Here is a 26,933-nt window from a genome sequence, read left to right on the forward strand (position 1 = left end):
CTGCCCGTCGGGGGCGATGTCAGTGCCATGGTCCACGATGGATCCATGAGCACCGAACTGACCCGCATCCCCGCCCCCGACGGGGTCGCCCCCGCCTCCTCGTACGCCCATGTCGTCATGGGCACGGGCCGCTTCGCGGCGATCTCGGGCCAGGTGGCACTGGACGAGAACGGCAAGCTGGTCGGCGAGAACGACCCCGAGGCCCAGGGCCGCCAAACCTTCGAGAATCTGCGCCGCTGCCTGTCCGCCGCAGGTGCGACGTTCGACGACGTCATCAAACTGACCTACTACGTCACAGACATGGCCCACATGCCGGCAGTCCGAGCGGCCCGCGACGCCCACATACCCTCCGGCCGCCTCCCGGCATCGACAGCCGTACAGGTCGCAGCCCTGGTACGCCCGGAGTTGCTGATGGAGATAGAGGCATACGCGATACTCCCCGAATGATCCACATCCGCGAAATGACCCTCGCCGACTGCGAGCAAGTAGCCGCGATCCGCATACGCGGCTGGCAACACGCCTACAAGGGCCTGCTCCCCCAGCCCTACCTGGACGACCTGGACGTCACGACCGAGACAGCCCGCCGCCGCTCCCACTTCGAGCAGGCAGGCAAGGGAGTCGTGAACCTGGTAGCGGAGCGGCACGGGGAGGTAGCCGGCTGGTCCTGCCACGGCCCATACCGAGACGCCGAACTCCCCACGCAGGACGCCGAGTTGTACGCGATCTACGTCCACCCGAAGCACCTGTCCCACGGAGTGGGCCGCGCACTGCTACAAGAGTCCACGACCCGCTGCACCACAGCAGGCCACCCCCGACTGTTCTTGTGGGTACTCAAGGAAAACGCCCGGGCCCGCCACTTCTACGAACAAGCAGGCTTCACCCCGGACGGCACGGAGGAGCCGTGGGAGGTCGGCGGCGCGACGGTACCGGAGGTGCGCTACATCAGGACGCTGGGCAACGGCTGACGCGACAGGCCCAGCGCGCTGGGCCCCGTAAGCAACGCGGCCGTGTATCAATCAACGGCTCGACCAGCGCCCCTTTAGGGGCGCGGGGAACTGCGCGACCAGCCACAACGCACCCACAGCGCACGCAATCACCCCACCCACCCGGACCTACGGGGACTAGGGGCGGAGCCCCATGTGGACGGGAATGGGTAGGGGCGGCGGGGGCGAAAACCCCGCCCAACGCACCCGCGCGTTACCGAGGAGCCCGCTGCACAGGCAACCGCTTAAGCGCCCCCGCAGCCGCCTCAGCCAACAGCGGATGCGCCAACGCCTCGTTCAAAATCGCCCGAGCCCGCTCATCCCCCAACACCCCCAACCCCTCCACACAAGCAAGCGCCACCCGCCGATACGGATCATGAGCCCGAAACCGCCGAGCCAACGTAGTTATCAACGCAGGCACAGCCTCAGGAGCCCGCAACTCCACCAACAACCGCACCGGATAAAGCGCATAAGCAACCCGCAACTCATTGGTGGCAAGAGCAGCCGCAGCCCGCGCGGTACGCGGATCGCCAAGCCGCGCCAGCGCATACGCAGCGGACGCACACCGCTGCGGATCCCGATGATTCAGCAACAGCACGAGCGTCTCAAAGGCCCGCCGATCCCCCGCAACCCCCAACCGAAACGCCGCCAACTCCCGCGCCCACAACGGCTGCTGCGGCGCGGTAAGCACACCGGCCAGCTCATCGAGATCACCGGTCGCGACCAGACGTTCGTACGCGAATACCTCCCCGGCCCCCACCTCAAGCCGTAACCGCCCGGTGAGCGACCGCAACTCTTCGTCCATGGCGCGAGCCTATCCGCGACGTACATCACATAACCTCGACTCTTCCGCACACTGGCGCGCTCGTTACCCGCGAGTTAAGCTCAATCGAGCGAGTTACCCACTCGCACACCTGCTTGCGGTGGCCTGGTGACGCAGCCGCCGTGAGTGTCGGTCGGTTCGGTACTTCGAGTACCTCAGTACGACTCGGCTCCGGGACAGAGCCGGTCGGTCTTTCACCGCTTCGTGGGCTTGCGCGTCTCGCCCGCGGACGGCACCGGGCGTGTGCGCTTCGTAGCCCGGTCCCACACCCGCACAACTTCCGCACTGTGTGCGCCTGTCGGCGTATCCGGATGCGTCCCTCAGTCGTCACTCATCCCTGGAGTCCCGCGATGGCCTCTCCCCAGTCCGACACCCCTCTGTCCCAGATCAACACCGTCGCCGTGGTCGGCCTCGGCACGATGGGCACCGGCATCGCCGAGGTCCTCGCCCGGGCCGGCCGCGAGGTCATCGGCATCGACATCAGCGAGGCCGCCACCGCCCGCGCCCACACCGCGCTGGAGGCCGCGACCGCCCGTGCCGTTGAGCGCGAGCGGCTCACCGAGCAGGAGCGCCAGGAGGTCCTCGGCCGCCTGCGCACCTCCACCGATCTGCGCGCGGCGGCCGACGCCGACCTGGTGATCGAGGTGGCCCCGGAGTCGTACGAGATCAAGCGGCAGATCTTCCGCGAGCTCGACGGCATCGTGCGCCCGGGGACAATCCTGGCGACCGGCACCAACGCCCTCTCGGTCACCCGGCTCGCCGCCGACTCGGCCCGTCCCGAGCGCGTTCTCGGGCTGCATTTCTTCAACCCGGCGCCCGCGATGAAGCTGGTCGAGGTCGTCTCCTCCGTGCTGACCTCGCCGACCGCCGTCGCCGCCGTCACGGATCTCGCCCTCGAACTCGGCAAGGAGCCCGTCGCCGTCGGCGACCGCCCCGGCTTCGTCGCCGACGGTCTGCTGTTCGGCTACCTCAACCAGGCGGCCGCGATGTACGAGGCGAAGTACGCGAGCCGCGAGGACATCGACGCCGCGATGAAGCTGGGCTGCGGACTGCCCATGGGCCCGCTGGAACTGCTCGACCTCATCGGCGTCGACACCGCGCGTACGGTCCTGGAGGCCATGTACGCCGCCTCGCACGACCGGCTGCACGCGCCCGCGCCCATCCTCAGGCAGCTCAGCGAGGCGGGCCTGACCGGCCGCAAGTCGGGCCGCGGCTTCTACACGTACGACGCTCCGGGCAGCGGAACCGTCGTGCGGGACGCGCTGACGCCGCTCTCCTCGGGCCCCGAGACCCCTGGCCGCCCCGTCAGCTCGGTCGGCGTCGCCGGCTCCGGCACCATGGCGTCCGGCATAGCCGAGGTCTTCGCGAAGGCCGGGTACGAGGTCGTGCTCGCCGCGCGCAGCGAGGAGAAGGCGCAGGCGGCCAAGGCCCGTATCGGCAAATCACTTTCGCGCTCTGTCGACAAGGGACGGATGACCGCCGAGGCCGCCGCCGAGACGCTGGAGCGGATCACTCCGGCGGGTTCGTACGACGCCTTCGCCGAGGTCGATCTGGCACTGGAGGCGGTCGCCGAGGACCTGGAGATCAAGCAGCAGCTGTTCGCGGTGTTCGACAAGGTCTGCAAGCCGGGCGCGATCCTGGCCACCACGACCTCCTCGCTGCCCGTCGTCGCCTGCGCCCGCGCCACCTCGCGCCCGCAGGACGTGATCGGCATGCACTTCTTCAACCCGGCCCCGGCGATGAAGCTGGTCGAGGTCGTCCGCACCGTCCTGACCGCGGACGATGTGCACGCCTCGGTCCGCGAGCTGTGCACGAAGATCCGGAAGCACCCGGTGGACTGCGGCGACCGCGCGGGCTTCATCGTGAACGCGCTGCTGTTCCCGTACCTGAACAACGCGATCAAGATGGTCCAGGAGCACTACGCCTCGCTCGACGACATAGACGCCGCGATGAAGCTCGGCGGCGGCTACCCGATGGGGCCCTTCGAGCTCCTCGACGTGGTCGGCCTGGATGTGTCGCTGGCCATCGAGAAGGTCCTGCACCGCGAGTTCCGCGACCCGGGTCTCGCCCCGGCGCCGCTGCTCGAGCACCTGGTCGCCGCGGGCTGCCTCGGCCGCAAGACCGGCCGCGGCTTCCGCGAATATGCGCGGCGCTGAGCGGCGGCCCGGCGACTGGTTCACGGACCGCGCGGACTGGGGCGGACTGTTCGACCGGGCCGGCTCCTCTCCCCCCGCCGAGGGCGGGGGGAGAGGGGATCTTGAGCGCCCCGCTCCACGAATGCAGTACGTTCGGGGCATGTCCCAGCCGGTCAAGTCCTCCCGTACACCAGCCACGCCCGACGCTCCGGAGAGTGCCGCGGGCAACCGTGCCGCCGCCCAACGGCTCAAGATGCGCCGGGAGTTGGCGGCCGCGGCGATGGAACTGTTCGCGACCAAGGGCTACGAGGCGACGACCGTCGACGAGATCGCCGCGGCGGCCGGGGTCGCCCGGCGTACCTTCTTCCGGCACTTCCGTTCCAAGGAAGAGGCGATCTTTCCCGATCACGACGACACCCTGATCCGGGCCGAGGCGGTGCTCAATGCCGCGCCGGCGCACGAGCATCCGCTCGACACCGTGTGCCGCGGCATCAAGGAAGTCATGAAGATGTACGCGGCCCGGCCGGAGATCTCGGTGTCGCGTTACAAGCTGACGCGTGAGGTGCCGACGCTGCGGGAGGCGGAGATCGCCTCGGTGGCGCGCTACGAGCGGCTGTTCACGCGCTATTTGCTGGGGCACTTCGACGAGCACGCGCACGACGACGACGCGAACGACGATCCGCTGCTCGCGGAGGTCGCCGCCTCGGCCGTGGTCACGGCGCACAACCACGTACTGCGGCGCTGGCTGCGGGCCGGCGGACAGGGCGACGTCGAGGCGCAGCTGGACCACGCGTTCGCCATCGTCCGGAAGACCTTCGGCTCGGGCATCGGGGCGGGGCGGGACAGCGGGCCCCGCTCGGGCGCGGCCTCGGTCGCCTCACAGGGCGAGGTGCTGGTCACGGTGGCCAGGACGGACGCCCCGCTCGACGAGGTCATGAAGACGATCGAGCAGGCGCTGCGGGAACGGTCGTAAGCACGCACCGGCCTTAAGCACGCACACCGGTCCTAAGCACGCTCGGCGAATCCCTCACCGTTCGGCGAAGCCCTCACCGTTCGGCGACGGCGAGCTACCCCTATCTGATCGATCATCGCTCATTTGTTAACGCGCAATTTCAAATGAGGGAAATTCTTGGCACTGCGTGCCTTGCCAGGTGACACGCCGTGCCATACGTTGGAGTAAGTCGGGCGGCCGGCGTGCAGAGCTTTTTCGTACGCCGGCTGTCCCCGCAAACCTCCCCGGGTTTGCGCGCCCGACGCCTGCGTCACAGGCAACCTTCCGCGCCACAAAGCGCTGCCAGCACCACCTTCGCCGAACCGACGGCACGCCTCACAAAAGCAGCAACCACCCCGACGTAACCCTCAAGCGCTCCCCTGAGCGCTCGCTTCGCCGGAGGCAACACCGTGAAGGAAATCCTGGACGCGATTCAGTCGCAGACCGCCACGTCCGCCGACTTCGCCGCCCTGCCGCTCCCCGAGTCGTACCGCGCGATCACCGTGCACAAGGACGAGACGGAGATGTTCGCCGGGCTCACCACCCGCGAGAAGGACCCCCGCAAGTCGATCCACCTGGACGACGTGCCGGTGCCCGAACTCGGCCCCGGCGAGGCCCTGGTGGCCGTGATGGCCTCCTCGGTCAACTACAACTCGGTGTGGACCTCGATCTTCGAGCCGCTGTCGACCTTCGGGTTCCTGGAGCGCTACGGCCGGCTCAGCGAGCTCACCAAGCGCCATGACCTGCCGTACCACATCATCGGCTCCGACCTCGCGGGCGTCGTCCTGCGCACCGGTCCCGGCGTCAACGCCTGGCAGCCCGGTGACGAGGTCGTCGCACACTGCCTGAGCGTGGAGCTGGAGTCGAGCGACGGCCACAACGACACGATGCTCGACCCCGAGCAGCGCATCTGGGGCTTCGAGACCAACTTCGGCGGTCTCGCCGAGATCGCCCTCGTCAAGTCCAACCAGCTGATGCCGAAGCCGGATCACCTCAGCTGGGAGGAGGCCGCCGCTCCGGGGCTGGTGAACTCGACCGCGTACCGGCAGCTGGTGTCCCGCAACGGCGCCGACATGAAGCAGGGCGACAACGTCCTGATCTGGGGCGCGAGCGGTGGACTCGGCTCGTACGCCACGCAGTTCGCGCTCGCGGGCGGCGCCAACCCCATCTGTGTCGTGTCCTCGCCGCAGAAGGCCGACATCTGCCGGGCGATGGGCGCCGAGGCGATCATCGACCGCACCGCGGAGGACTACAAGTTCTGGAAGGACGAGCACACCCAGGACCCGCGCGAGTGGAAGCGCTTCGGCAAGCGCATCCGGGAGCTCACCGGCGGTGAGGACGTCGACATCGTCTTCGAGCACCCAGGCCGCGAGACCTTCGGCGCAAGCGTTTACGTCACCCGCAAGGGCGGCACGATCGTCACCTGCGCCTCGACATCGGGCTACAACCACGAGTACGACAACCGCTACCTGTGGATGTCCCTGAAGCGCATCATCGGCTCGCACTTCGCCAACTACCGCGAGGCCTGGGAGGCCAACCGGCTCATCGCGAAGGGCAAGATCCACCCGACGCTCTCCAAGGTGTACTCCCTGGAGGAGACCGGGCAGGCCGCCTACGACGTGCACCGCAACCTCCACCAGGGCAAGGTGGGCGTGCTGGCACTGGCGCCCCGCGAGGGCCTGGGCGTGCGCGACGAAGAGAAGCGCGCCAAGCACATCGACGCCATCAACCGCTTCCGGAACGTGTGACATGACAGAGCCGCGCAAAACAGCGCCTGCGGCACAGGGCACGCCGCAGGCGCCCAAAGAACGGGACCGGCCTTGGTTGATGCGGACGTACGCCGGTCACTCCACTGCTGAGGCGTCCAACGAGCTGTACCGGCGCAATCTCGCCAAGGGCCAGACCGGTCTGTCCATCGCCTTCGACCTGCCGACGCAGACCGGCTACGACCCGGACCACATCCTCGCCCGCGGCGAGGTCGGCCGCGTCGGGGTCCCCGTCTCGCACGTCGGTGACATGCGCCGACTGCTCCAGGACATCCCCCTGGAGCAGATGAACACCTCGATGACGATCAACGCCACGGCCATGTGGCTGCTGGCGCTCTACCAGGTCGTCGCCGAGGAGCAAGGTCTCGACAAGGAGGCCATCACCAAGCTTCAGGGGACGACGCAGAACGACATCGTGAAGGAGTATCTGTCGCGGGGCACGCATGTGTTCCCGCCGGTGCCTTCCCTGCGTCTGACGACGGACATGATCGCGTACACGGTGTCCCACATCCCCAAGTGGAACCCGATCAACATCTGCAGCTACCACCTCCAGGAGGCCGGAGCCACTCCGGTCCAGGAGATCGCGTACGCGATGTCGACGGCGATCGCGGTACTCGACGCCGTCCGCGACTCCGGCCAGGTGCCGCAGGAGCGCATGGGCGACGTCGTCGCGCGCATCTCCTTCTTCGTGAACGCGGGCGTCCGCTTCATCGAGGAGATGTGCAAGATGCGGGCGTTCGGCCGGATCTGGGACAAGATCACGCGCGAGCGGTACGGGATCGAGAACCCCAAGCACCGGCGCTTCCGGTACGGCGTCCAGGTCAACTCCCTCGGCCTGACGGAGGCCCAGCCGGAGAACAACGTCCAGCGGATCGTGCTCGAGATGCTGGCCGTGACCCTCTCGAAGGACGCACGCGCGCGTGCCGTACAACTCCCGGCCTGGAACGAGGCCTTGGGCCTCCCCCGCCCCTGGGACCAGCAGTGGTCGCTGCGTATGCAGCAGGTGCTCGCGTATGAGAGCGACCTGCTCGAGTACGAGGACATCTTCGAGGGCTCGCATGTCATCGAGGCGAAGGTCGCCAAGCTCGTCGAGGACTCGCTCGCTGAGATCGACCACATCCAGGAGCTGGGCGGCGCGATGGCGGCCGTCGAGTCGGGCTACCTGAAGTCGCAGCTCGTCTCCTCGCATGCCGAGCGCCGGGCCCGTATCGAGTCCGGTCAAGAGAAGATCGTCGGCGTCAACATCTTCGAGACGACCGAGCCGAACCCGCTGACGGCCGACCTGGACACGGCGATCCACACGGCCGATCCGACGGTCGAGGAGCGGGTCGTACGGGCCCTGGGTGAGTGGCGTGCCGCGCGCGATGAGGCGCGCGCGGGAACGGCGCTGGAGCGGCTGAAGGAGACGGCGGCCGGGACCGGCAGCCTGATGGACGCCACGCTGGAGTGCGCCCGTGCGGGGGTCACCACCGGCGAATGGTCCGGGGCCTTGCGCGAGGTGTTCGGCGAGTTCCGGGCGCCCACCGGCGTCTCGTCCGCGCCCCTCGCGGTCGCCGGGCAGGAGGGTACCGCGCTCGCCGAGGTGCGCCGCAGGGTCGATGTGACCGCCCGTGACCTGGGCGTCGGCAAGCTGCGCTTCCTGGTGGGCAAGCCGGGTCTGGACGGGCACTCCAACGGCGCCGAGCAGATCGCCGTACGGGCCCGTGACGCCGGCTTCGAAGTGGTGTACCAGGGCATCCGGCTCACGCCCGAGGAGATCGTGGACGCGGCCCTCGCGGAGGACGTGCACGCGGTCGGCCTGTCCATCCTGTCCGGCTCGCATGCGCAGCTCGTACCTGACGTGCTGGAGCGGCTGCGTGTGGCAGGAGCCACAGACATCCCGGTGATCGCGGGTGGCATCATCCCGAACGGAGACGCCGAACAGCTGAGGGCCGCCGGAGTCGCCGCCGTCTTCACCCCGAAGGACTTCGACATCACCGGAATCATCGGCCGCATCGTCGACGAGATCCGGACCGCGAACAAGCTCGACCCCCTGGAGGTCCCCGCATGACCAGCCCTGTTCCCCAGGTCAACCGCCTTCGCCCGCGGCGCTCCTGCCTCGCCGTGCCGGGAAGCAACCCCCGCTTCCTGGAGAAGGCACAGGGCCTCCCGGCCGACCAGGTCTTCCTGGACCTGGAGGACGCGTGCGCGCCGCTCGCCAAGCCCGAGGCGCGGCACACCATCGTCAAGTTCCTCAACGAGGGCGACTGGACGGGCAAGACGCGGGTCGTGCGCGTCAACGACTGGACTACGGAGTGGACGTACCGCGATGTCGTGACGGTGGTCGAAGGCGCGGGTCCGAACCTCGACTGCATCATGCTGCCGAAGGTGCAGGACGCCCAGCAGATAGTGGCCCTGGATCTTCTCCTCACGCAGATCGAGAAGACGATGGGCTTCGAGGTCGGCAAGATCGGCATCGAGGCGCAGATCGAGAACGCCCAGGGTCTCAACAACGTCAATGAGATCGCCCAGGCGTCCCCACGCGTCGAGACGATCATCTTCGGCCCGGCCGACTTCATGGCATCGATCAACATGAAGTCGCTGGTCGTGGGCGAGCAGCCGCCCGGCTACCCGGCGGACGCCTACCACTACATCCTGATGAAGATCCTGATGGCCGCCCGCGCCAACAACCTCCAGGCGATCGACGGCCCCTACCTGCAGATCCGCAACATCGACGGCTACCGCGAGGTCGCCGGGCGGGCCGCCGCCCTCGGTTTCGACGGCAAATGGGTGCTGCACCCGGGTCAGGTCGAGGCGTCCAACGAGATCTTCTCGCCCTCCCAGGAGGACTTCGACCACGCCGAGCTGATCCTGGACGCGTACGACTACTACACGTCAGAGGCGGGCGGCAAGAAGGGCTCCGCGATGCTCGGCGACGAGATGATCGACGAGGCCAGCCGCAAGATGGCGCTCGTGATCTCGGGCAAGGGCCGGGCGGCCGGCATGACCCGTACGTCCAAGTTCGAGGCCCCGGAGGCGTAAGACACCATGCAGTTCGGCCGCACCTACGAAGAGTTCACCGTCGGGGACGTCTACAAGCACTGGCCCGGGAAGACGGTCACGGAGTACGACGACCACCTCTTCTGTCTCCTGACGATGAACCACCACCCCCTCCACATGGACGCCAACTATGCGGAGAACACGACGGACTTCGGGAAGAACGTCGTCGTCGGGAACTACATCTACTCCCTGTTGCTCGGCATGTCCGTACCGGACGTGTCCGGGAAGGCGATCGCGAACCTGGAGATCGAGTCCCTCCGTCATGTCGCGCCGACCTTCCACGGCGACACGATCTACGGCGAGACGACCGTCCTCGACAAGACGCCGTCCAAGTCCAAGTCGGACCGCGGAATCGTTTACGTCGAGACAAAGGGTTACAAGCAGGACGGCACGCTGGTCTGCGTGTTCCGCCGCAAGGTGATGGTTCCCACCGAGACGTACATCAAGGAGCGCGGCGGCGAGCAGCCCGGCCGGCCCCAGCTCAAGGAGCAGGAGAAGTAGCCATGGCGCGACTCGCCCAGACCGCCGGTCTGACCGACATTCAGCAGGAGATCCTGTCCACCGTCCGGGACTTCGTGGACAAGGAGATCATCCCGGTCGCGACCGAGCTGGAGCACCGCGACGAGTACCCGCAGCAGATCGTCGACGGCCTCAAGGAGTTGGGCCTCTTCGGGCTGATGATCCCCGAGGAGTACGGGGGTCTGGGCGAGTCCCTCCTGACGTACGCCCTCTGCGTCGAGGAGATCGCGCGCGGCTGGATGTCCGTCTCCGGCATCATCAACACGCACTTCATCGTGGCGTACATGCTCAAGCAGCACGGCACGGACGAGCAGAAGGAGTACTTCCTGCCGCGGATGGCGGCGGGCGAGATCCGCGGTGCGTTCTCCATGTCGGAGCCGGCGCTCGGCTCGGACGTATCGGCGATCACGTCGAAGGCGGTCAAGGACGGCGAGGAGTACGTCCTGAACGGCCAGAAGATGTGGCTGACGAACGGCGGTACGTCGACGCTCGTGGCCGTCCTCGTGAAAAGTGATGAAGGACACCCGCAGGGCACCGCGCCCCACAAGTCGATGACGACCTTCCTGGTCGAGAAGGAGCCCGGCTTCGGTGAGGTCCGGCCCGGCCTCACCATCCCCGGGAAGATCGACAAGATGGGCTACAAGGGCGTCGACACCACCGAGCTGATCATGGATGGCCTGCGCATTCCGGCCAATCGCGTGCTCGGCGGAGTCACCGGCCGCGGTTTTTACCAAATGATGGACGGTGTCGAAGTCGGCCGCGTCAATGTGGCGGCGCGTGGCTGTGGCGTCGCTCAGCGTGCGTTCGAGCTCGGTGTCTCGTATGCCCAGCAGCGTCACACTTTCGGCAAGCCGATCGCCCAGCACCAGGCGATTCAGTTCAAGCTGGCCGAGATGGCCACCAAGGTCGAGGCCGCTCATGCGATGATGGTGAATGCAGCTCGCAAAAAGGACTCAGGGGAGCGAAACGACCTCGAGGCAGGGATGGCGAAGTACCTCGCCTCCGAATACTGCAAGGAAGTCGTGGAGGACGCGTTCCGGATCCATGGCGGCTACGGCTTCTCGAAGGAGTACGAGATCGAGCGCCTCTACCGTGAGGCTCCGATGCTGCTGATCGGCGAAGGTACGGCCGAGATCCAGAAAATGATCATCGGGCGTCGGCTGCTCGAAGAGTATCGATTCCAGGGTTAGACGTCCGATTGGGGTGTTTTGCTCGAGGTGAACATCACACCCCGTCAACACCCTTCGGCCGTTGACTCGGCTTCCTGGCTTGCCCAGTTGTGGCCCGCGACCGGTACGATCCCAGGAAGCCGCCGTCCCCCTCCTGCAGCGCGGCATCATCCGCTACGAAGGTCATCCATGCCCCACAGCCCAAACTCTGCACCTCGCGACAGCCTGGTCGGCGCACGCCTCGCGCGCGGAGCATCGCCGTGGCTCCTCCCGACCGTCGCCACCGCAGCCCTCAGCCTGGTACGCGCGCGCAAGTCCGGCGCCGCCAAGGCCGTGGCCGTACCCGCCACCGCGCTCGCGGCGGGCATGCTGTGGTTCTTCCGCGACCCCGAGCGCGAGATCGCCCAGGGCCGGGTCATCTCGCCCGCCGACGGAGTGGTGCAGAGCATCATGCCGTGGAAGGACGGCCGCACCCGCGTCGCCATCTTCATGAGCCCGCTGAACGTCCATGTGAACCGCGCCCCGCTCTCCGGCACGGTCACGTCGGTCGAGCACATCCCCGGCGGCTTCGTTCCGGCGTTCAACAAGGAGAGCGAGAACAACGAGCGCGTCGTCTGGCACTTCGACACGGAGCTCGGCGACATCGAGATGATCCAGATCGCCGGTGCGGTCGCGCGACGCATCGTCCCGTACGTTCCGCAGGGCACCAAGGTCGAGCAGGGGGACCGCATTGGCCTGATCCGCTTCGGCTCGCGCGTCGACATCTACCTCCCCGAGGGCGTCGAGGTCGCGGTGGAGGTCGGTCAGAAGACGGTGGCTGGGGTGACTCGCATTGACCGTGGTTGATCCTGAGACTCAGGCCGGCACCAGCTGGGTGCCCGGGGCCGATGAGGTGGACGAAGAGGAGGAGATGCCCCTCTCTCTCCGCCTCTCAATAGCGGACACCCTCACCCTCGGCAACGCCACCTGTGGCTTCATGGCGGTGTACTTCACCACCACCGGCATCCTGATCCCGCACCTCACGGGTAGCCAGGAGACGGGCATGGCCCGGAACAGCGCGGCCACGGCCGTGATCCTGATGCTGTGCGCGGCGGTCTTCGACCTCTTCGACGGCCTTGTGGCCCGCAAGCTGCGCTCCTCCCCCATGGGCGCGGAGCTCGACAATCTCTCGGACCTGATCAGCTTCGGTCTGGCACCCGCGTACTTCGTCCTCGTCTACGGCATGGTCGCGGACGACGCGCAGCAGCGAGTGGCGGCGGTGGGGGCCATCGTGGTCCTGCTGGCGGTCGTGCTGCGGCTCGCCAGATTCTCGTGTGTGACGGTGAAGGACGGCACGTTCCAGGGCATGCCGTCGCCGTTCGGTGCGCTGACCGTGGTGTCGATCGTGCTGCTTGAGCTGCCCTTCGTCGCCACGCTCATGGCGATCCTGGGCACGGCGTGGCTGATGGTGAGCCGCGTCGAGTACCCGAAGCCGCGGGGGCGTCTCGCGGTGGCGATGCTCTCGTGGATCGTCCTCAGCATGGGGTTGCTGACGTCCTGGGCCTTCGACGCCCCCGGCGGGCAGCTCCTCCTCCAGACGGGCTGCGCGCTGCAGCTGGTCATGGGCGCGGTGATTCCCCTCTTCGCTACGGCTCGGAGGGTGAACAACTTCCGCGGCAACCGGCGTGAGGCGCGGGCTGCGCAACTGCCTTAAGCGGCAGGCAAGAACGGACAGACGGGTGGGCCCGGGCCATGTGGCCCGGGCCCACCCGTCTGTCCAGGGCGCCGGGCGGTCTCGGCGAACCGGTGCGGCCCCCGCGCGCCATAAGCGCCGGGGGGCGCGAGGCCGTATCAGAAGGTGCGCGTTCGTTGTGGCTTGTCGCGCAGTTCCCCGCGCCTCTTACGGGCGCCAGGTCGTATCAGAAACTGCGGGCTCGTCGTGGCTTGTCGCGCAGTTCCCCGCGCCCCTTACGGGCGCCAGGTCGTATCAGAAACTGCGGGCTCGTCGTGGCTTGTCGCGCAGTTCCCCGCGCCCCTTACGGGCGCCAGGTCGTATCAGAAACTGCGGGCTCGTCGTGGCCTGTTTCGCAGTTCCCCGCGCCCCTTACGGGGCGCGGGGCCGCACCGTCCGTCATCAAGGCCGCGCAAGCTTCAGATTAGGAAGTCCCGCGCGATTCGTTCCGCCACGTCCTCCAAGAGCGGGCCCGCCTCTGCGATGCAGCGCGTCACGTCCGGCTCTACGTCCGTCAGGGCGTACGCGCGGCGGATGCCTGCTCGGCCTAGGGACTCTGGAGGCAGGGCTAGGCGGCCGCAGACCGCGATGACCTCCTTGTTGGCGGCGCGGGCTACCGCGGCGACTCCGGCGGGGGCCTTGCCGTGGAGGGTCTGTTCGTCGAGGGAGCCCTCGCCGGTGATGACCAGCGTGGCGCGTTCCAGGGCGGTCGTGAAGCCGAGGACGTCGAGCATCACGTCGATGCCGGGGCGGAAGGTCGCGCCGAGGCCGACTAGAGCTCCGTATCCGATGCCGCCTGCGGCCCCGGCGCCGGGTGCCGCGGCGTAGGCCGCGGCTCTGTCTCCGATCGACTTTTCCAGAACCTCGGAGAAGTGTGTGAGGGAGGCGTCCAGGGCCGCCACGTCGTCCGGAGAGGCGCCCTTCTGCGGGCCGTACACCGCGGGCGCGCCCTTCGGGCCGGTCAGCGGATTGTCCACGTCGCTCGCGAGGACGACGTCGACCGAGGCGAGACGAGGGTCGAGGCCGGAGAGGTCGGCCGTGGCGAGGTCCCGCAGGGGGCCGCCGCCGGGAGGCAGAGGCTCGCCGTCCTTGTCCAGGAAGCGGGCGCCTAGCGCGGCCAGCATCCCCGCGCCGCCGTCCGTCGTCGCGCTGCCGCCCACGCCGAAGACGATGGTGCGTGCGCCGGCGTCCAGGGCGGCCCGAAGCAGCTCTCCGGACCCGTACGTGGACGCGGTGAGCGGGGCGAGGACGCCCAGCGGCAGCCGTTGCAGGCCGCTGGCCTCGGCCATCTCCACCACCGCCGTCTCGCCGCGCAGCGCGTACGCGGCAGTGACCTCGTCGCCGAGCGGCCCGGCGACCCGTACCTCACGCCGCTCGAACCCGGCCGCGACCGCTGCGTCCACCGTGCCGTCGCCGCCGTCGGCCACCGGCAGTGCCTCGACCTCGACGCGCGGCGCGACCCGGTGCAGCCCGGCCGTCACCCGTTGCGCGACCTCCACGGCCGTGAGCGAGCCCTTGAACTTGTCCGCGGCGATGAGCACCCGCTGGGTACGCCCCCGGCTCCGGTTCACTGCAGCGTCCGCCACCTGTACTCCCCTTGCTCTCCGGGCCTTGACCTGTGCAAGGCAGTCGCGCCGCTGTGACCCTAACCGGCTCAGGCGGCGCTGCCCAGGCGGAATCCCGCACCCCGGACAGCGCCTGCGTGAACAGCGGTCACTCGGCCGTCGCGGCGCCCGGCGAGTCGTACATCTGGTGCGTCAGCGTCCCCTTGCCGCCGGGCGCGATGCTGATGTGCTCCAGCACGTCCTCCAGGGTGTCGTTGTCGCCCATCCGGACGTTGCCGACGTCGCCGGTCGTGACCAGCGGATCGCCGGGCGCGGCGTGGGCGGGGGCCGCCGCCATGGCGGACAGGGCGGCGACGGCGACGGCGACGGCGACCGCCAGGCCGGACGTACGGCCCTGCCACTGCACGGAACGCAGGGACTGAATGGAACGCGCGGAACTCATGGAACTCCCAACCCGCAATACGAATAAAACCCGACGAGACTCTCATGTGGTGCGGGGACGGGATCGGCACAAAACCAGGCAGGACGGGCGGGAATTCGGTAGACCGGACGTATGACCTCTGCCGGTGTTGACGTCGCGGACCGCGTTCTCGGGGGCTGGCTGGGCCGGATCGCGGGCAACATGCTCGGCAAACCGGTCGAGCAGGGCGACCACTGGACGCGGGACCGCATCGACCGCTATCTGCGGCAGGCCGACGCGCTGCCGCTCACGGACTATCTGCCCGAGCCCGTCGAGCCGGGCGTCGAGCTGGAGCTGCGGCCCGAGTGGCGTGAGTGCGTACGCGGCCGGATCCACGGCAGTTGCCGGGACGACGACGTGGACTACGCGATCCTCGGCCTGGACCTCCTGGAGACGTACGGCTTCGGCTTCAGTACGGAGCAGGTCGGCGAGCTGTGGCTGCTGCGGCTGCCGTATCTGCAGACGTTCACGGCGGAGCGCGCCGCGTACCGGAACCTCGCGGACGGTCTGAAGCCGCCGCTGACCGCGACGCACGACAACCCCTATCAGGAGTGGATCGGCGCCCTCATCCGCGCCGACGTCTACGGCTGGACGAGCCCGGGCGACCCCCGCCGCGCGGCCTCCCTCGCCCGCCGCGACGCCGTCCTCTCGCACACCTCCAACGGCGTGTACGGCGCGATGTGGGCGGCGGCACTGGTGGCGGCCGCCTTCACCGCGCCGACCGTACGGTCCGCCCTGGACACCGCACTGATGGTGATCCCGGCGAGCAGCCGGCTGTCCCGCACCGTGCGCCGTGTGCTCTCGCTCCACGAGTCGCGGCTGCCGTGGGAGGACACGCTCAGCACCCTCGCCGAGGAGACCTCCGGGCTCGGCTGGATCCACGTCATCCCGAACGCCGCGGTGCTGACCGCCGGACTCCTGTACGGGGACGGCGACTTCACGCGGACGATCGCGCTCACCGTCCGAGGCGGCCTCGACACGGACTCGAACGGCGCGACCGCGGGCTCGGTCGCGGGCGTGCTGGGCGGCGCCGCCGCGATCCCCCCGCAGTGGACGGAGCCCCTGGAGGACAGGGTCCGCAGCGCAGTGTTCGGTTTCGACGGCGTACGGATCAGTGAACTGGCGGAGCGGACGGTGCGGTTGGCGGAGCTGGGCGCGTGAACGCCTCGTTACGCTGCCTCAATGACCCTTCCTCCTGACTACGCCACGTACATCGCCGGTCTCCCCCGTGTCCTCGCCGGCGCCGCCGCCCTCATCCGCGATGCCGACGGGCGTGTGTTGCTCGTCGAGCCCAACTACCGCGAGGGGTGGGCGCTGCCCGGCGGAACCGTCGAGTCCGACGACGGTGAGACTCCGCGGCAGGGCGCCCGCCGGGAGACGGCGGAGGAGATCGGCCTGGACCTGGAGATCGGCCGGCTGCTCGCGGTGGACTGGGTGCCGGGGCCCGGGCGTCCGCCGATCGTGGCGTATCTGTACGACGGCGGTGTGCTGCGCCAGGACCAGTTCAAGGCGATCCGGCTTCAGGAGGAGGAGCTGCTGTCCTGGCGCCTCGTGGCGCGCGAGGAAGTCGGCGAGTACCTGCCGAGTGCCACGGGGCGGCGGGTGCTGGCCGCCCTCGACGCCCTCGCGGACGGGTCGGGGACTGCCGAGCTGGAGAACGGCCATCGGGTGGCTTGAACGACCGACGCTGACCGATTCGGAACAACAACTTCCTGAAAATGGTCCCCAGTTGTCACTCCGGCCCCTATTCTAACTTTCAAGTGTGCGGGCGATCCTCCCCCTCCGCACACCTCGTCCCGGAGCTGGGGCACCCCTGCGCATGCCCCGAGAACAGGCAGCTGAGGTCATGGAACCACTGGACCCAGACGATCCCGAGGAGCTAGGTCCCTACCACCTTCAGGCGCGGCTCGGCGCGGGGGGCATGGGGCAGGTCTATCTGGCCACCTCCCCGTACGGGCAAGCGGTTGCGGTCAAGGTCATCCGGCCCGAGAAGCTCGCGGACCGGACCTTCCGTATCCGTTTCCGTCGTGAGGTGGCCGCCGCGCAAGCGGTCAGCGGCAGATACACGGTGCCCCTGCTGGACGCCGATCCGGATGCCGCCACGCCCTGGCTGGCCACCCCCTACATACCGGGTCCGACCCTGGAAGAGGCGGTCGTCGAGCACGGTCCGTTGCCGGTTCCGTCGGTGCTGGTGCTGGGAGCCTGCGCCGCGGAGGCGCTGCTCGACGTGCACAGGGCGGGCTTGGTGCACCGCGACCTCAAGCCGTCCAACGTGCTGCTCGCCGCCGACGGTCCGCGCGTCATCGACTTCGGCATCGTCCGCGCCAGCGACGGCTATGACCTCACCCGCTCCGGAGTGATCTTCGGGTCCCTGGAGTACATGTGCCCCGAGCAGGCGACGGGCGCTCCGATCGGGCCGGCGGCGGACGTGTTCTCCCTCGGATCGGTGCTCACGTACGCCGCCTCCGGACATGCGCCGTTCAGCGGCACCGCGGCGGCCACGCTGCTCTACCAGGTGGTGCACAACGCGCCCGACCTGACGGGCGTACCCAAGCCGCTGGACGAGATCATCAACCTGTGTCTCGCCAAGGATCCGCATCTTCGGATCTCTCCGGAGCGGTTGTACGCGGCCTGTGCGCCCAGCGGAGTGGAGCAGACGCTGGAGCGCGGCTGGCTGCCCGCGCCGGTGGCTGCGTCGATCGCCCGGCGTACGGCGGCCTTGAGGGCACTCGACACCCGGTCGCGCTTCCCATCGCGCGACCGGATCCCGGTCTCCGCCCACCACAACGGCCCGGCGCCACGCGCTTACGGCCGGTATGGGGCGCCCTCCATCGCGGCGACGCCACCTCCAGGCCACGCCTACGATGCCGATCACATGGCCGAGGCACCCGCCATCCCCCGACCCCGGGAACCAGAGCCTTGCCCTCCCCCTATGCACCGCCAAGCGCGTGCGCGACGCGGGCTCTCCCGGCGCGCGATTCTCGCCGCGTCGACGGGCGCCACGGCCGCCGTCGTGAGCACCGCCCTGCTGATCACGCGAGGTGACAAGGCGGAGAAGCAGGCCGTGGAGCCGCTCGGGCCGGCTCCGCGTCCGCTGTGGACGTATCGCAGTGATCCGCTGCTTCAGGCACCGCCGGTGTTCCGGGGCGGTACGGCGCTGGTGAAGACCCGACCGGGAAACATGGTCTGTCTCGATCTCAAGGACGGTACGCGGCCCAAGTGGGTCTACCGGGGCATCAGCCAGTCGCCCACCCCGGTCGTTCAGATCCTCGGCGCCGCGGTCGCGCTGGGCGAGGGCTCGACGGTGATCGGGGTCGACCTGGACAAGGGCACGGAGCGTTTCACGTACGACTTCGGAGCGGATTTCCGGTTCGACACGCTGTCCGGCAAGGTCAGCGACCGCGATGTCGTCGTCTTCGGTCTGCGATTCCAGCGCCGGTCCGACGAGCAGGGGGTCGCGACGTCCACGGACACGGTCTTCGGCATCGACCTCGAGGCGGGCCGGACCCTCATCACGCCCATCAGCCCCGAGGACGTCGGCGTCCCACTGGAACCGGTCGTCTTCCCCGGCAACTTCATCTACGCCGACGGGTTCCGCAATGTGACGGCCCGCGACACCGGCACCGTCGACAGCCGTGTCCGGTGGAGGCATCCCGTCGGCTACGACCTCCGGCCGGGTCTTGCGGTCCTTGGCCGAACGGTCTTCGCCGTCGGCAAGGAACTCATGGCGCTCCACCTCGCCACCGGCCGGACCCGCTGGAACGTGCGCGCCGAACGCGGGCAGTTCGCCTCCCTCGGTGTCGCCGGAAACACGGTCTACGCCACCGGCACGGACCCCTCCGGTGTGTACGCCTTCAACGCGGCGAACGGCTCCAAGCGCTGGTTCTGCCGGACCCCGCGCCTCAACACCGAGCACCCGATCGTCGCGGGCCCCCAGGAGGTCTACGTCCCCGCCTTCCGGAACGGCGACGGCTTCTACGCGATCGACGCCGCCCGGGGCAGACTCCTGTGGAACTTCAGCGACGGCCTGGAGACCGGCGTCCACGACTGGCAGTTCGCCTGCGACGGCGCCGGGCACCTGGTGGCCCACCATTACGACCGTACGTACGGAGTGCCGACGCCCTGACGGCGCCGCGGCGATATCCGTTGGCTCCACCCGGACGGGCCTGCTTACGCTCGCCTCATGGAGAAGCCTCTTGTCGCGATTCTCAGCGGGGCCGGTATCAGCACCGACTCCGGAATCCCCGACTACCGCGGCCCGAACGGGCTGTGGCAGCGGGATCCGGAGGCCCAGAAACTCGTGACGTACGAGTACTACATGGCCGATCCGGAGATCCGGCGCCGGTCGTGGCAGATGCGGCGGAAGAACCGCACGCTCCAGGCCGAGCCGAACGCCGCACACCGGGCGGTGGCCGATCTTGAGCGGGCCGGGGTGCCGGTGCGGGTGATCACGCAGAACGTGGACGGGCTGCATCAACTGGCCGGGATGCCGGCTCGCAAGGTGCTCGAACTGCACGGCACCGCACGGACCGTGGTGTGTACGGGCTGTCAGGCGAAGGCCCCGATGGAGGACGCCCTGGCGCGGGTCGCGGCGGGCGAGGAGGATCCGCCGTGCCTGGAGTGCGGCGGGATCCTGAAGTCGGCGACGGTGATGTTCGGCGAGCGGCTCGACCCCGCGGTCCTCGGCGAGGCGATCGCCATCACCAAGGCCTGCCAGCTGTTCATCGCCGTCGGTACCAGCCTCCAGGTGCAGCCCGCGGCGGGGCTCGCCGGCCTCGCCGCCGACCACGGGGCGCGGCTGATCATCGTCAACGCCGAGCCGACCCCGTACGACGACCAGGCAGATGAAGTCGTACGGGAGCCGGTCGGGACGGCCCTGCCGGAGCTGCTTGACAAGATCGCGGGTTAGAAGAGGGCCGTACCCCGTTCGAAGTCCAGCAGGCGCTTCTTGCGGTCCAGGCCGCCGCCGTAGCCGGTGAGGCTGCCGTTCGCGCCGACCACTCGGTGGCAGGGGACGATGATGCCGAGGGGGTTTCTGCCGTTGGCGAGGCCTACCGCGCGGGAGGCCTTGGGGTTGCCGATGGCGTCGGCCAGTTCGCCGTACGAGCGGGTCTCGCCATAAGGGATGCGGCGGAGTTGGTCCCAGACCGTGCGCTGGAACGGTGTTCCGTCGAGGCACATGGGCACGTCGAACTCCTTCAACTCGCCCGCGAAATAGGCCTTCAGCTGGTCGATCGCCTCGCCGAAAGGCGTGTCGTCGGGGGCGCCGAAGGTCTCCTCCGGTGGGCGGTGGCGCTGGTCGGTCATGTAGAGGCCGGACAGGACGCTGTCGGTGGCTACGAGGGTGAGGGGGCCATAGGGGCTGTCGATCACGGTGTGCTGTTTCACGGAAAGTCCTTTGCCGAATCTGAGTAGTTGGTACGGGCCCGTACTGGCTTATACGGGAAGGAAGTTGATCGGGTGGTCGCCGGTCGCCCAGAGGTACTGGACGGCGTACGCCCTCCAGGGCCGCCAGGCCGCGGCGCGGTCCGTGAGCGCGGCGGGCGTGGAGGGCAGGCCCAACTCCCGGGCGGCGTACCGGACTCCGAGGTCGGTGGGCAGGAAGGCGTCGGGGTCGCCGAGGGCGCGCATCGCGATGACGTCGACGGTCCACGGCCCGAAGCCGGGGAGTTCGAGCAGCCGGGCGCGGGTTTCCGCCCAGTCGCTCTCGACGCCCAAGTGGAGGGAACCGTCGGCGAGTTGACGGACGAGCGTGGTGAGGGTGGTGCGCCGGCCGGCCGGCATCGCGAGTGAGGCGGGGTCGAGCTCGGCCAGTGCCTGGGCGGAGGGGAAGAGGTGCGTGAGGCCGCCTTCGGGGTCGTCGATCGCCTCACCATGTGCCGTGACCAGGCGTGCGGCGTGCGTGCGGGCGGCGGCCGTGGACACCTGCTGGCCGAGTACGGCGCGGATCGCGAACTCGGCTTCGTCGACGGTACGCGGCACCCGTCGGCCCGGCGCCTTGTCGACGAGCGGGGCGAGCAGTGGATCCGTACGCAACTGGTCGTCGACCGCGACCGGGTCGGCGTCGAGGTCGAGCATGCGGCGGCAGCGGCTGATGGCGACGGTCAGGTCGCGCATGTCGCTGAGGCTGAGCCGGCAGGCGATGTGGTCGGACTTCGGGGTGAGTGCGACGACGCCGTGGCCGTACGGCAGGCGCAGGGTGCGGCGGTACGCGCCGTCGCGCCATTCCTCGACGCCGGGTACGGCGGTGGCGGCGAGGTGGCCGAAGAGGTTGTCGGGGTTGAGCGGGGCCCGGAAGGGGAGGCGGAGCGCCAACACCCCTGGCGTACCGGGTGAGTTGGCGCGGTTCTTGGGGGCCCGGGCGCGTAGTTCGCTCGGGGAGAGGGCGAAGACCTCGCGGACCGTGTCGTTGAAGGTGCGGATGGAGGAGAAGCCCGCCGCGAAGGCGATGTCGGCCATCGGGACCGGGGTCGTCTCGATGAGGATGCGGGCGGTCTGGGCGCGTTGGGCGCGGGCCAGGGCGAGCGGGCCCGCGCCCAGTTCGGCGAGGAGCTGGCGTTCGATCTGCCGGGTGCTGTAGCCGAGCCGGGTCGCGAGTCCGGGGACGCCCTCGCGGTCCACGACTCCGTCGCCGATCAGCCGCATCGCGCGGGCGACGACGTCGGCGCGCTGGTTCCATTCGGGCGAGCCGGGGGTGGTGTCGGGGCGGCACCGCTTGCAGGCCCGGAACCCGGCTTGCTGACAGGCCGCCGCGCTCGGGTAGAACGTCATGTTCTCCGGCTTCGGCGGCACGACCGGGCAGCTGGGCCGGCAGTAGATCCGGGTGGTCAGGACCGCCGTATAGAACCAGCCGTCGAAGCGGGCGTCCTTCGACTGGACGGCGCGGACACAGCGCTCGGTGTCGGTGTGCATGGCGCGCAGTGTCCCGCTGTACGTCTCGTTGTGCGTCCCGTTCTGCATGCCTTCCAGCATCGGCCATGGTCATGGCGGTGGCTGGCGAGAATGCGACATGTAGCTGGGGCTGCCGCCGGCCGCGACGCGTGCGCGACGCCTGCGGCCACCGCGCTGTTCTGCTTCACCGTCCTCGGCGGCACGCTCAGTCTTCCGGAACACGACCAGCCGGATGAGCTGACGCCCGTCGCGCTGCTTTCTGCTGTGGCATCGCTCTCACCGTTCCTATTCACTGAGCCATGGTGAGTCCTGCGTCCAGGACTGCCTGTCAGTGGCCTGCCGCGAACGGTCTTCGGCGGGCTGGGCGGTTGCGGGGGCGCCTACGGGGGTGGTGGATCGGGGTACGTCAAGGAGCCGAAAGCCGGAGGCGCTGGCATTGTTTGAACTGCGGCAGCCGTCTCCATCTCGAGGTGACCCATGCGCCTACTGCTCGTCCACCCCAGCGCCCTGCTGTACTCGGAGATCTTCCTGAGGCTGGAACCACTCGGTCTTGAACGAGTGGCCGGCGCCGCCCGCGACGCAGGTCATCAGGTACGAGTGGTGGACCTCCAGGTACTCGACCACGCGGATCTGCGGTCGGAACTGGCGTCCTTCCAGCCGGAAGCTCTCGGCATCTCGCTGAACTACCTCGCCAACATCCCGGAGGCCATCGAGATCGCCCAGCGGACGAAACAGGCCGTACCCGGCTGTTTCGTCTTCTTCGGCGGCCACAGCGTCTCCTTCGTCGCCGAGGACGTACTCACCCAGGCGGCGGGCGCCGTAGACGCGGTGGTCCGCGGCGAGGGCGAACCGGTCATGGCGCCGCTGCTCGAAGCGGTCCGCGACGGCGGCGTGGACGGCGTCCCGGGCGTGGTCACCGCGAACGGCCACGGGCCCGCGCCGCGGCTGCTGCACGGCATCGACGCGCCGCGCCCGGCCCGCGACCTGATGCGTCACCGCCGCCGGTACTTCATCGGGGAACTCGACCCGTGCGCCTCCATCGAGTTCACCCGCGGCTGCCCCTGGGACTGCTCGTTCTGCTCGGCGTGGACCTTCTACGGCCGCAGCTACCGCAAGGCGTCCCCGGAAGCGGCGGCCGAGGAGCTCGCGTCGATCCGGGAGCCGAACGTGTTCATCGTCGACGACGTCGCGTTCATCCGTCCGGAGCACGGCGACGCCATCGCCGCAGAGGTGGAACGCCGGCGGATCCGCAAGCGCTACTACCTGGAGACCCGCAGCGACGTACTGCTGCGCCACACGGAGGTTTTCGAGCGGTGGGCCCGGCTGGGGCTGAACTACATGTTCCTCGGGATGGAGGCGCTCGACGAGGAGGGCCTCGAGCTGTACCGCAAACGGGTCAGTCCGGACGAGAACTTTCACGCTCTGGAGACGGCCCGCAAGCTCGGCATCAACGTCGCCATCAACCTGATCGTGGACCCGGCCTGGGACGAGGAACGCTTCCGGATCGTCCGCGAGTTCGCGCTGTCCGTACCGGAGATCGTCCACCTCACGGTGATGACGCCGTATCCGGGTACGGAGATCTGGCACACCGAGTCACGCCGGCTGACCACCCGCGACTACCGGCTCTTCGACATCCAGCACGCCGTCGTGCCCACGGCACTGCCGCTCGACGTCTTCTACCGGGAGCTGGTCCGCACCCAGGCCGTACTGCACAAGAAGCACCTCGGTCTGCGCACCGCCTTCGGCGCGGCGCGGGTCCTCGGCCGCAACCTCGCCCACGGTCAGACGAACTTCGCCCGCATGCTGTGGAAGTTCAACCGGGTCTACAACCCGCAGCGCCAGCTCGCCGACCACGCCCGCCCGGTCCGCTACGAACTCCCCCTGCCCCCGCACGCCGAGCTCGGCGACCGCCGCGAGCTGTACGTCCACACCCGGCCGGCCGCCCACGCCAAGCCGCCCGGGCCGCAGCACTGACCGGCCGCGAGTTCCGGAACAGGGCCCGGTATGCCGGTCGCCGTCCTCGCCTCACTCGCCGCGGGCGCCTGCTTCGCCCTGGCGGGAGTACTCCAGCAGCGGGCGGCCAGCGCCCGCCCCGCCGAGGAGGCGCTGTCCTGGACCCTGCTACGCCATCTGGTCCGGCGACCGCTGTGGCTGTCCGGGATCACCTTCGCCTTCGTCGCGTACGGGTTCCAGGCCCTGGCCCTGTCGTCCGCACCGCTCAGCCTGGTGCAGCCGTTGATCGTCTGCGAGCTGATCTTCGCGGTACCGCTGTCCGCACGGCTCAGCCGCAAACGGCTGGGCGCCCGCGAGTGGATCGGCACCCTCTCCGTGGCGGCCGGCCTGGCGCTCGCCCTGTCCACCGCCCGTCCGCACGGCGGCAGCTCGACGGACGCGGATCTCGGACCCTGGCTGATGACGCTGGGCTCGGTGTGCGGGGTGACGCTCTGCGCACTGGTGGCGCGCCGGTTCGTAGGCGGTACGTGGCGGGCGTCGCTCGTGGCCCTGGCCGGCGGAGCGGTGATGGGCTTCCAGTCCGTACTGCTGACCATCACGGTCGCCCACATGGAACGGGGCCTGCTGTCCCTGTTCACGGCCTGGCAGACGTATCTGCTGGTCATCGCCAGTTTCACCGGGCTACTGCTGATCCAGAGCGCATTCCAGGCGGGCCCACTGGCCGCCACGATGACGGTCATCGACGCGACGGAACCGGCCGTGGCCATCGCGACCGGCACGACGCTGTTCGGCGAGACACTGCACCACGGCTGGCCCACATCGGCCTTTACGGTCCTGGGCGTGTGCCTGACGATCTTCGGGATCGTACGGCTCAACTCGTCACCGTTGATCGCCGCGCTGCACCCGCGCGAGCCACACGGCCCGCCGACCGCGGACGGTGCCGGGGGCGGGCGCGCGGCGGCTGAGCGCACGACGGACCTCCGGTCGTAGTGCGTGATCGGCGACGCCGGGTGTGAAGTCCGGTGCGGTCCAGCGCCCCGTAAAGGGCGCGGGGCAGTGACACGTGCGGCTTCGCCGCGATGGGGGTCCCCCCGCTCGAGCGCAGCCGAGAGTGGGGGAGCGACCAGCCCCCACCGGTCCGCCTGCGCCCGCCCGTCCGCGTCGTCGTGCCGCGCTGACCCGTAGCGCGCCGACCTGACAAAGTTCGGTGCGCTACGGCGCCTCTTTAGGGGCGCGGGGCGTGACACGATCCGGCTCCGCCACGTGGACGCGACCAGCGCCCACCAGCCCACCTCCGCCACGCCTCTGCGTCGTCGTGCCGCGCCACACCCGCGCTGCACGCGCCTGCTGGCGCTCCCGGCGGCGGCCTTGGCGAAGTCCGTCGCGCTACAGCGCCCCGTAAGGGGCACGGGGCGTGACATCGTGCGGCTCCGCCGCGTGGGCGCGCCCAGCCCCCACCGGGCCCGCGGTTTCATAACTGCCCCTCAAGCGAAGCGCCTCGCGCCAGACCGGCACCAGGTCATCCGCGAACACCTGCGCCCAGGTGGGATGCCGATGCCGCGCCGTGGCGACCGCCCGCTCCCCCACCACCCGGCGCAGCTCCGGCCGGGTCACCAGCTCGGTCAGCACCTGGGCCCAGCCCTCCGCGTCGTCGTGCCGTACGACCAAGCCGTCCCGCCCAGGCCCGGCCAGCCACTGCGTGGTCCGGGCGCCCGCCGGCAGCACGACGGGGAGGCGGCAGGCCATCGCCTCGGCGACGACATTGCCGACGGTCTCCGTCCGGGACGGGAAGGCGAACACGTCGCAGCCGGCGTACACCCGCGCCAGCCACTCCTGGGGCTGCGGCGCGAGCAGCGTCACGTCGGGGCCGAGCAGGTCCGCGACGCGGCCGCGGTCGGTGCCTGGGCCGACCATCAGCAGATGTACGGCATGCCCCTGGCGTCTCATCCGGTCCACCGACTCGGCGAGCAGCAGCGCCCGCTTGGAGGCGTCCACGCGGCCCACGAACAGGATGAGCGGCCGGTCCACGGGAACGCCGTGGGCGCGGGCGAGTGCGCCGCGGGCCCAGGGATCGGGCCGGAACCGCTCGCGGTCGATGCCGCGCCGCAGTTGCGAGACCCTGCCGGGGTCCGTCAGCGCGGTGATCTCGGTCCGGTCGTCCGGGGAGGCGACCAGCACCCGGTCGCACATCCGGATCAGCCGGTCGCGCCGCCGCCGGGCCAGCCAGGCGACCGCCGCTGGCGCACCGCCACCGGGGAACCGGCCGTCCATCCACGCCAGGCCGGGGTTCCTGCCGAGCATCTGCTTGAGGTACACGGACGCCAGGGCCGGGACGTCCGTGTGGAGCGAACCGACCACCCCGGGTCGTACGGACGTGGTGGCCCGGTCGGCGCGGCGGACCAGGAGGGCCGCCGTCGAGGCGAAGGCGAAGGTGTGCGTGAGGTGCCAGACGTCGTGCCGGGGCAGCAGCCTGGCCAACCGGGGGTGGAAAGGGGCGAGATCGACGATGTCGACTCCGCCGACCGCGGGCATCAGGGCCGCCGTGCTGAGCACCGGCCGCAGGCCGACGAACCGTACGCGGGGCGACAGCGGCTCCACGCTCTCCCGCTCACCGAGGACGTACACGGTCAGGTCGATACCGGGACCGGGCCCGCTGTACTGGGCCGCGGCTTCGGCGAAGTGCTCCCAGCACTTGACGTGACCGCCGGACGCACCGTTCCTGAGCAGTTCGACGAGGACCGCGACAGAGGGGACGGGTTCGTGCGCCCGACCGGCGCCGGGAAGCCCGTACGCCTCGGCGAGAGAAAGTCCGGAAAGTTCTGAACGCCCGGAAAGTGAATCGCCCATGGCACTCGTAGTACCCGTTGGCCTGCGCTTCCTACCAAAGGGACGGGCAGGTGGGCGCGGGCGGTGGCGTACGACTGCCCT

At 69.5% G+C, this 26,933-nt stretch carries 23 protein-coding genes; 17 read left to right on the forward strand and 6 right to left on the reverse strand.

Features of this window, described 5'->3' with window-relative positions:
- The first annotated feature begins 45 nt into the window (after positions 1–45).
- Entirely contained in the window at positions 46–447 is a 402-nt protein-coding gene (locus tag OHT21_RS08385) for a RidA family protein (protein WP_328767622.1), read from the forward strand.
- Entirely contained in the window at positions 444–965 is a 522-nt protein-coding gene (locus OHT21_RS08390) for a GNAT family N-acetyltransferase (protein WP_328767623.1), read from the forward strand. Before OHT21_RS08385 ends, OHT21_RS08390 begins: the two co-directional genes overlap by 4 nt.
- Before the next feature lie 232 nt (positions 966–1,197).
- Here OHT21_RS08390 and OHT21_RS08395 read toward each other — a convergent pair whose 3' ends face one another.
- On the reverse strand, positions 1,198–1,788 hold the full coding sequence (locus tag OHT21_RS08395) for an adenylosuccinate lyase (RefSeq protein ID WP_328767624.1): 591 nt from the start codon (positions 1,786–1,788) through the stop codon (positions 1,198–1,200).
- Between the two features lie 368 nt (positions 1,789–2,156).
- On the opposite strand from OHT21_RS08395, the gene OHT21_RS08400 reads away from it, so the two are divergent.
- The 9 genes from OHT21_RS08400 (at position 2,157) to pssA (ending at position 13,118) form a co-directional block, all read left to right on the forward strand.
- Positions 2,157–3,962, forward strand: coding sequence for a 3-hydroxyacyl-CoA dehydrogenase family protein (locus tag OHT21_RS08400; protein ID WP_328767625.1), 1,806 nt, complete (start codon positions 2,157–2,159; stop codon positions 3,960–3,962).
- 139 nt (positions 3,963–4,101) lie between these two features.
- The gene (locus OHT21_RS08405) at positions 4,102–4,914 is read left to right on the forward strand and encodes a TetR family transcriptional regulator (protein WP_328767626.1); all 813 of its coding nucleotides are present in this window, start codon (positions 4,102–4,104) and stop codon (positions 4,912–4,914) included.
- A gap of 428 nt (positions 4,915–5,342) precedes the next feature.
- Entirely contained in the window at positions 5,343–6,680 is a 1,338-nt protein-coding gene (ccrA, locus tag OHT21_RS08410) for a crotonyl-CoA carboxylase/reductase (RefSeq protein ID WP_328767627.1), read from the forward strand.
- 1 nt (position 6,681) lies between these two features.
- Positions 6,682–8,748: a protein meaA gene (locus OHT21_RS08415; protein ID WP_328767628.1), complete on the forward strand. Its 2,067-nt coding sequence runs from the start codon at positions 6,682–6,684 to the stop codon at positions 8,746–8,748.
- Positions 8,745–9,719, forward strand: a complete 975-nt coding sequence (locus OHT21_RS08420) for an HpcH/HpaI aldolase/citrate lyase family protein (protein WP_328767629.1) — start codon at positions 8,745–8,747, stop codon at positions 9,717–9,719. The genes OHT21_RS08415 and OHT21_RS08420 overlap by 4 nt, the downstream gene beginning before the upstream one ends.
- A gap of 6 nt (positions 9,720–9,725) precedes the next feature.
- A complete protein-coding gene (locus OHT21_RS08425) occupies positions 9,726–10,238 on the forward strand; it encodes a MaoC family dehydratase (RefSeq protein WP_328767630.1) in 513 nt (170 codons plus the stop codon).
- Positions 10,239–10,240: 2 nt separating this feature from the next.
- Positions 10,241–11,446, forward strand: a complete 1,206-nt coding sequence (locus OHT21_RS08430; protein WP_328767631.1) for an acyl-CoA dehydrogenase family protein — start codon at positions 10,241–10,243, stop codon at positions 11,444–11,446.
- A gap of 168 nt (positions 11,447–11,614) precedes the next feature.
- Positions 11,615–12,271, forward strand: a complete 657-nt coding sequence (locus OHT21_RS08435) for a phosphatidylserine decarboxylase (RefSeq protein WP_328767632.1) — start codon at positions 11,615–11,617, stop codon at positions 12,269–12,271.
- Between the two features lie 28 nt (positions 12,272–12,299).
- Positions 12,300–13,118: a CDP-diacylglycerol--serine O-phosphatidyltransferase gene (gene pssA / locus OHT21_RS08440; RefSeq protein ID WP_328773998.1), complete on the forward strand. Its 819-nt coding sequence runs from the start codon at positions 12,300–12,302 to the stop codon at positions 13,116–13,118.
- Between the two features lie 437 nt (positions 13,119–13,555).
- Here the strand turns inward: pssA and OHT21_RS08445 are convergent, their stop codons facing one another.
- Positions 13,556–14,677: a glycerate kinase gene (locus OHT21_RS08445; protein WP_328773999.1), complete on the reverse strand. Its 1,122-nt coding sequence runs from the start codon at positions 14,675–14,677 to the stop codon at positions 13,556–13,558.
- Positions 14,678–14,849: 172 nt separating this feature from the next.
- The gene (locus tag OHT21_RS08450; protein WP_328767633.1) at positions 14,850–15,143 is read right to left on the reverse strand and encodes a hypothetical protein; all 294 of its coding nucleotides are present in this window, start codon (positions 15,141–15,143) and stop codon (positions 14,850–14,852) included.
- A gap of 111 nt (positions 15,144–15,254) precedes the next feature.
- Between OHT21_RS08450 and OHT21_RS08455 the strand changes: the two genes are divergently transcribed.
- From OHT21_RS08455 to OHT21_RS08470, 4 genes are all read left to right on the forward strand, one after another.
- A complete protein-coding gene (locus tag OHT21_RS08455) occupies positions 15,255–16,322 on the forward strand; it encodes an ADP-ribosylglycohydrolase family protein (protein WP_328767634.1) in 1,068 nt (355 codons plus the stop codon).
- 21 nt (positions 16,323–16,343) lie between these two features.
- On the forward strand, positions 16,344–16,838 hold the full coding sequence (locus tag OHT21_RS08460; RefSeq protein WP_328767635.1) for an NUDIX hydrolase: 495 nt from the start codon (positions 16,344–16,346) through the stop codon (positions 16,836–16,838).
- A gap of 169 nt (positions 16,839–17,007) precedes the next feature.
- Positions 17,008–19,287 (forward strand): serine/threonine-protein kinase, encoded by a 2,280-nt coding sequence (locus tag OHT21_RS08465; protein WP_328767636.1) that lies wholly within the window; start codon positions 17,008–17,010, stop codon positions 19,285–19,287.
- 57 nt (positions 19,288–19,344) lie between these two features.
- Positions 19,345–20,070, forward strand: coding sequence for an SIR2 family NAD-dependent protein deacylase (locus OHT21_RS08470; protein WP_328767637.1), 726 nt, complete (start codon positions 19,345–19,347; stop codon positions 20,068–20,070).
- On the opposite strand, the gene OHT21_RS08475 is transcribed toward OHT21_RS08470, so the two are convergent.
- Positions 20,067–20,549, reverse strand: coding sequence for a methylated-DNA--[protein]-cysteine S-methyltransferase (locus OHT21_RS08475; RefSeq protein ID WP_328767638.1), 483 nt, complete (start codon positions 20,547–20,549; stop codon positions 20,067–20,069). The genes OHT21_RS08470 and OHT21_RS08475 overlap by 4 nt on opposite strands.
- Before the next feature lie 48 nt (positions 20,550–20,597).
- Complete coding sequence (locus OHT21_RS08480) at positions 20,598–22,073, reverse strand: AlkA N-terminal domain-containing protein (RefSeq protein WP_328774000.1); 1,476 nt, start codon at positions 22,071–22,073, stop codon at positions 20,598–20,600.
- Positions 22,074–22,529: 456 nt separating this feature from the next.
- Here OHT21_RS08480 and hpnR point away from each other — a divergent pair, with 456 nt between their 5' ends.
- Both hpnR and OHT21_RS08490 read left to right on the forward strand, forming a co-directional pair.
- Positions 22,530–24,026 carry a hopanoid C-3 methylase HpnR gene (gene hpnR, locus OHT21_RS08485; RefSeq protein WP_328767639.1) on the forward strand — a complete coding sequence of 499 codons (1,497 nt, stop codon included), beginning with the start codon at positions 22,530–22,532 and terminating at the stop codon, positions 24,024–24,026.
- A 30-nt stretch (positions 24,027–24,056) separates the two neighbouring features.
- Positions 24,057–24,995 (forward strand): DMT family transporter, encoded by a 939-nt coding sequence (locus tag OHT21_RS08490; protein WP_328767640.1) that lies wholly within the window; start codon positions 24,057–24,059, stop codon positions 24,993–24,995.
- A gap of 396 nt (positions 24,996–25,391) precedes the next feature.
- On the opposite strand, the gene OHT21_RS08495 is transcribed toward OHT21_RS08490, so the two are convergent.
- Complete coding sequence (locus OHT21_RS08495) at positions 25,392–26,852, reverse strand: glycosyltransferase (protein ID WP_328767641.1); 1,461 nt, start codon at positions 26,850–26,852, stop codon at positions 25,392–25,394.
- Between the last annotated feature and the right edge of the window lie 81 nt (positions 26,853–26,933).

The sequence above is a fragment of the Streptomyces sp. NBC_00286 genome, assembly GCF_036173125.1.
Lineage (GTDB): Bacteria > Actinomycetota > Actinomycetes > Streptomycetales > Streptomycetaceae > Streptomyces.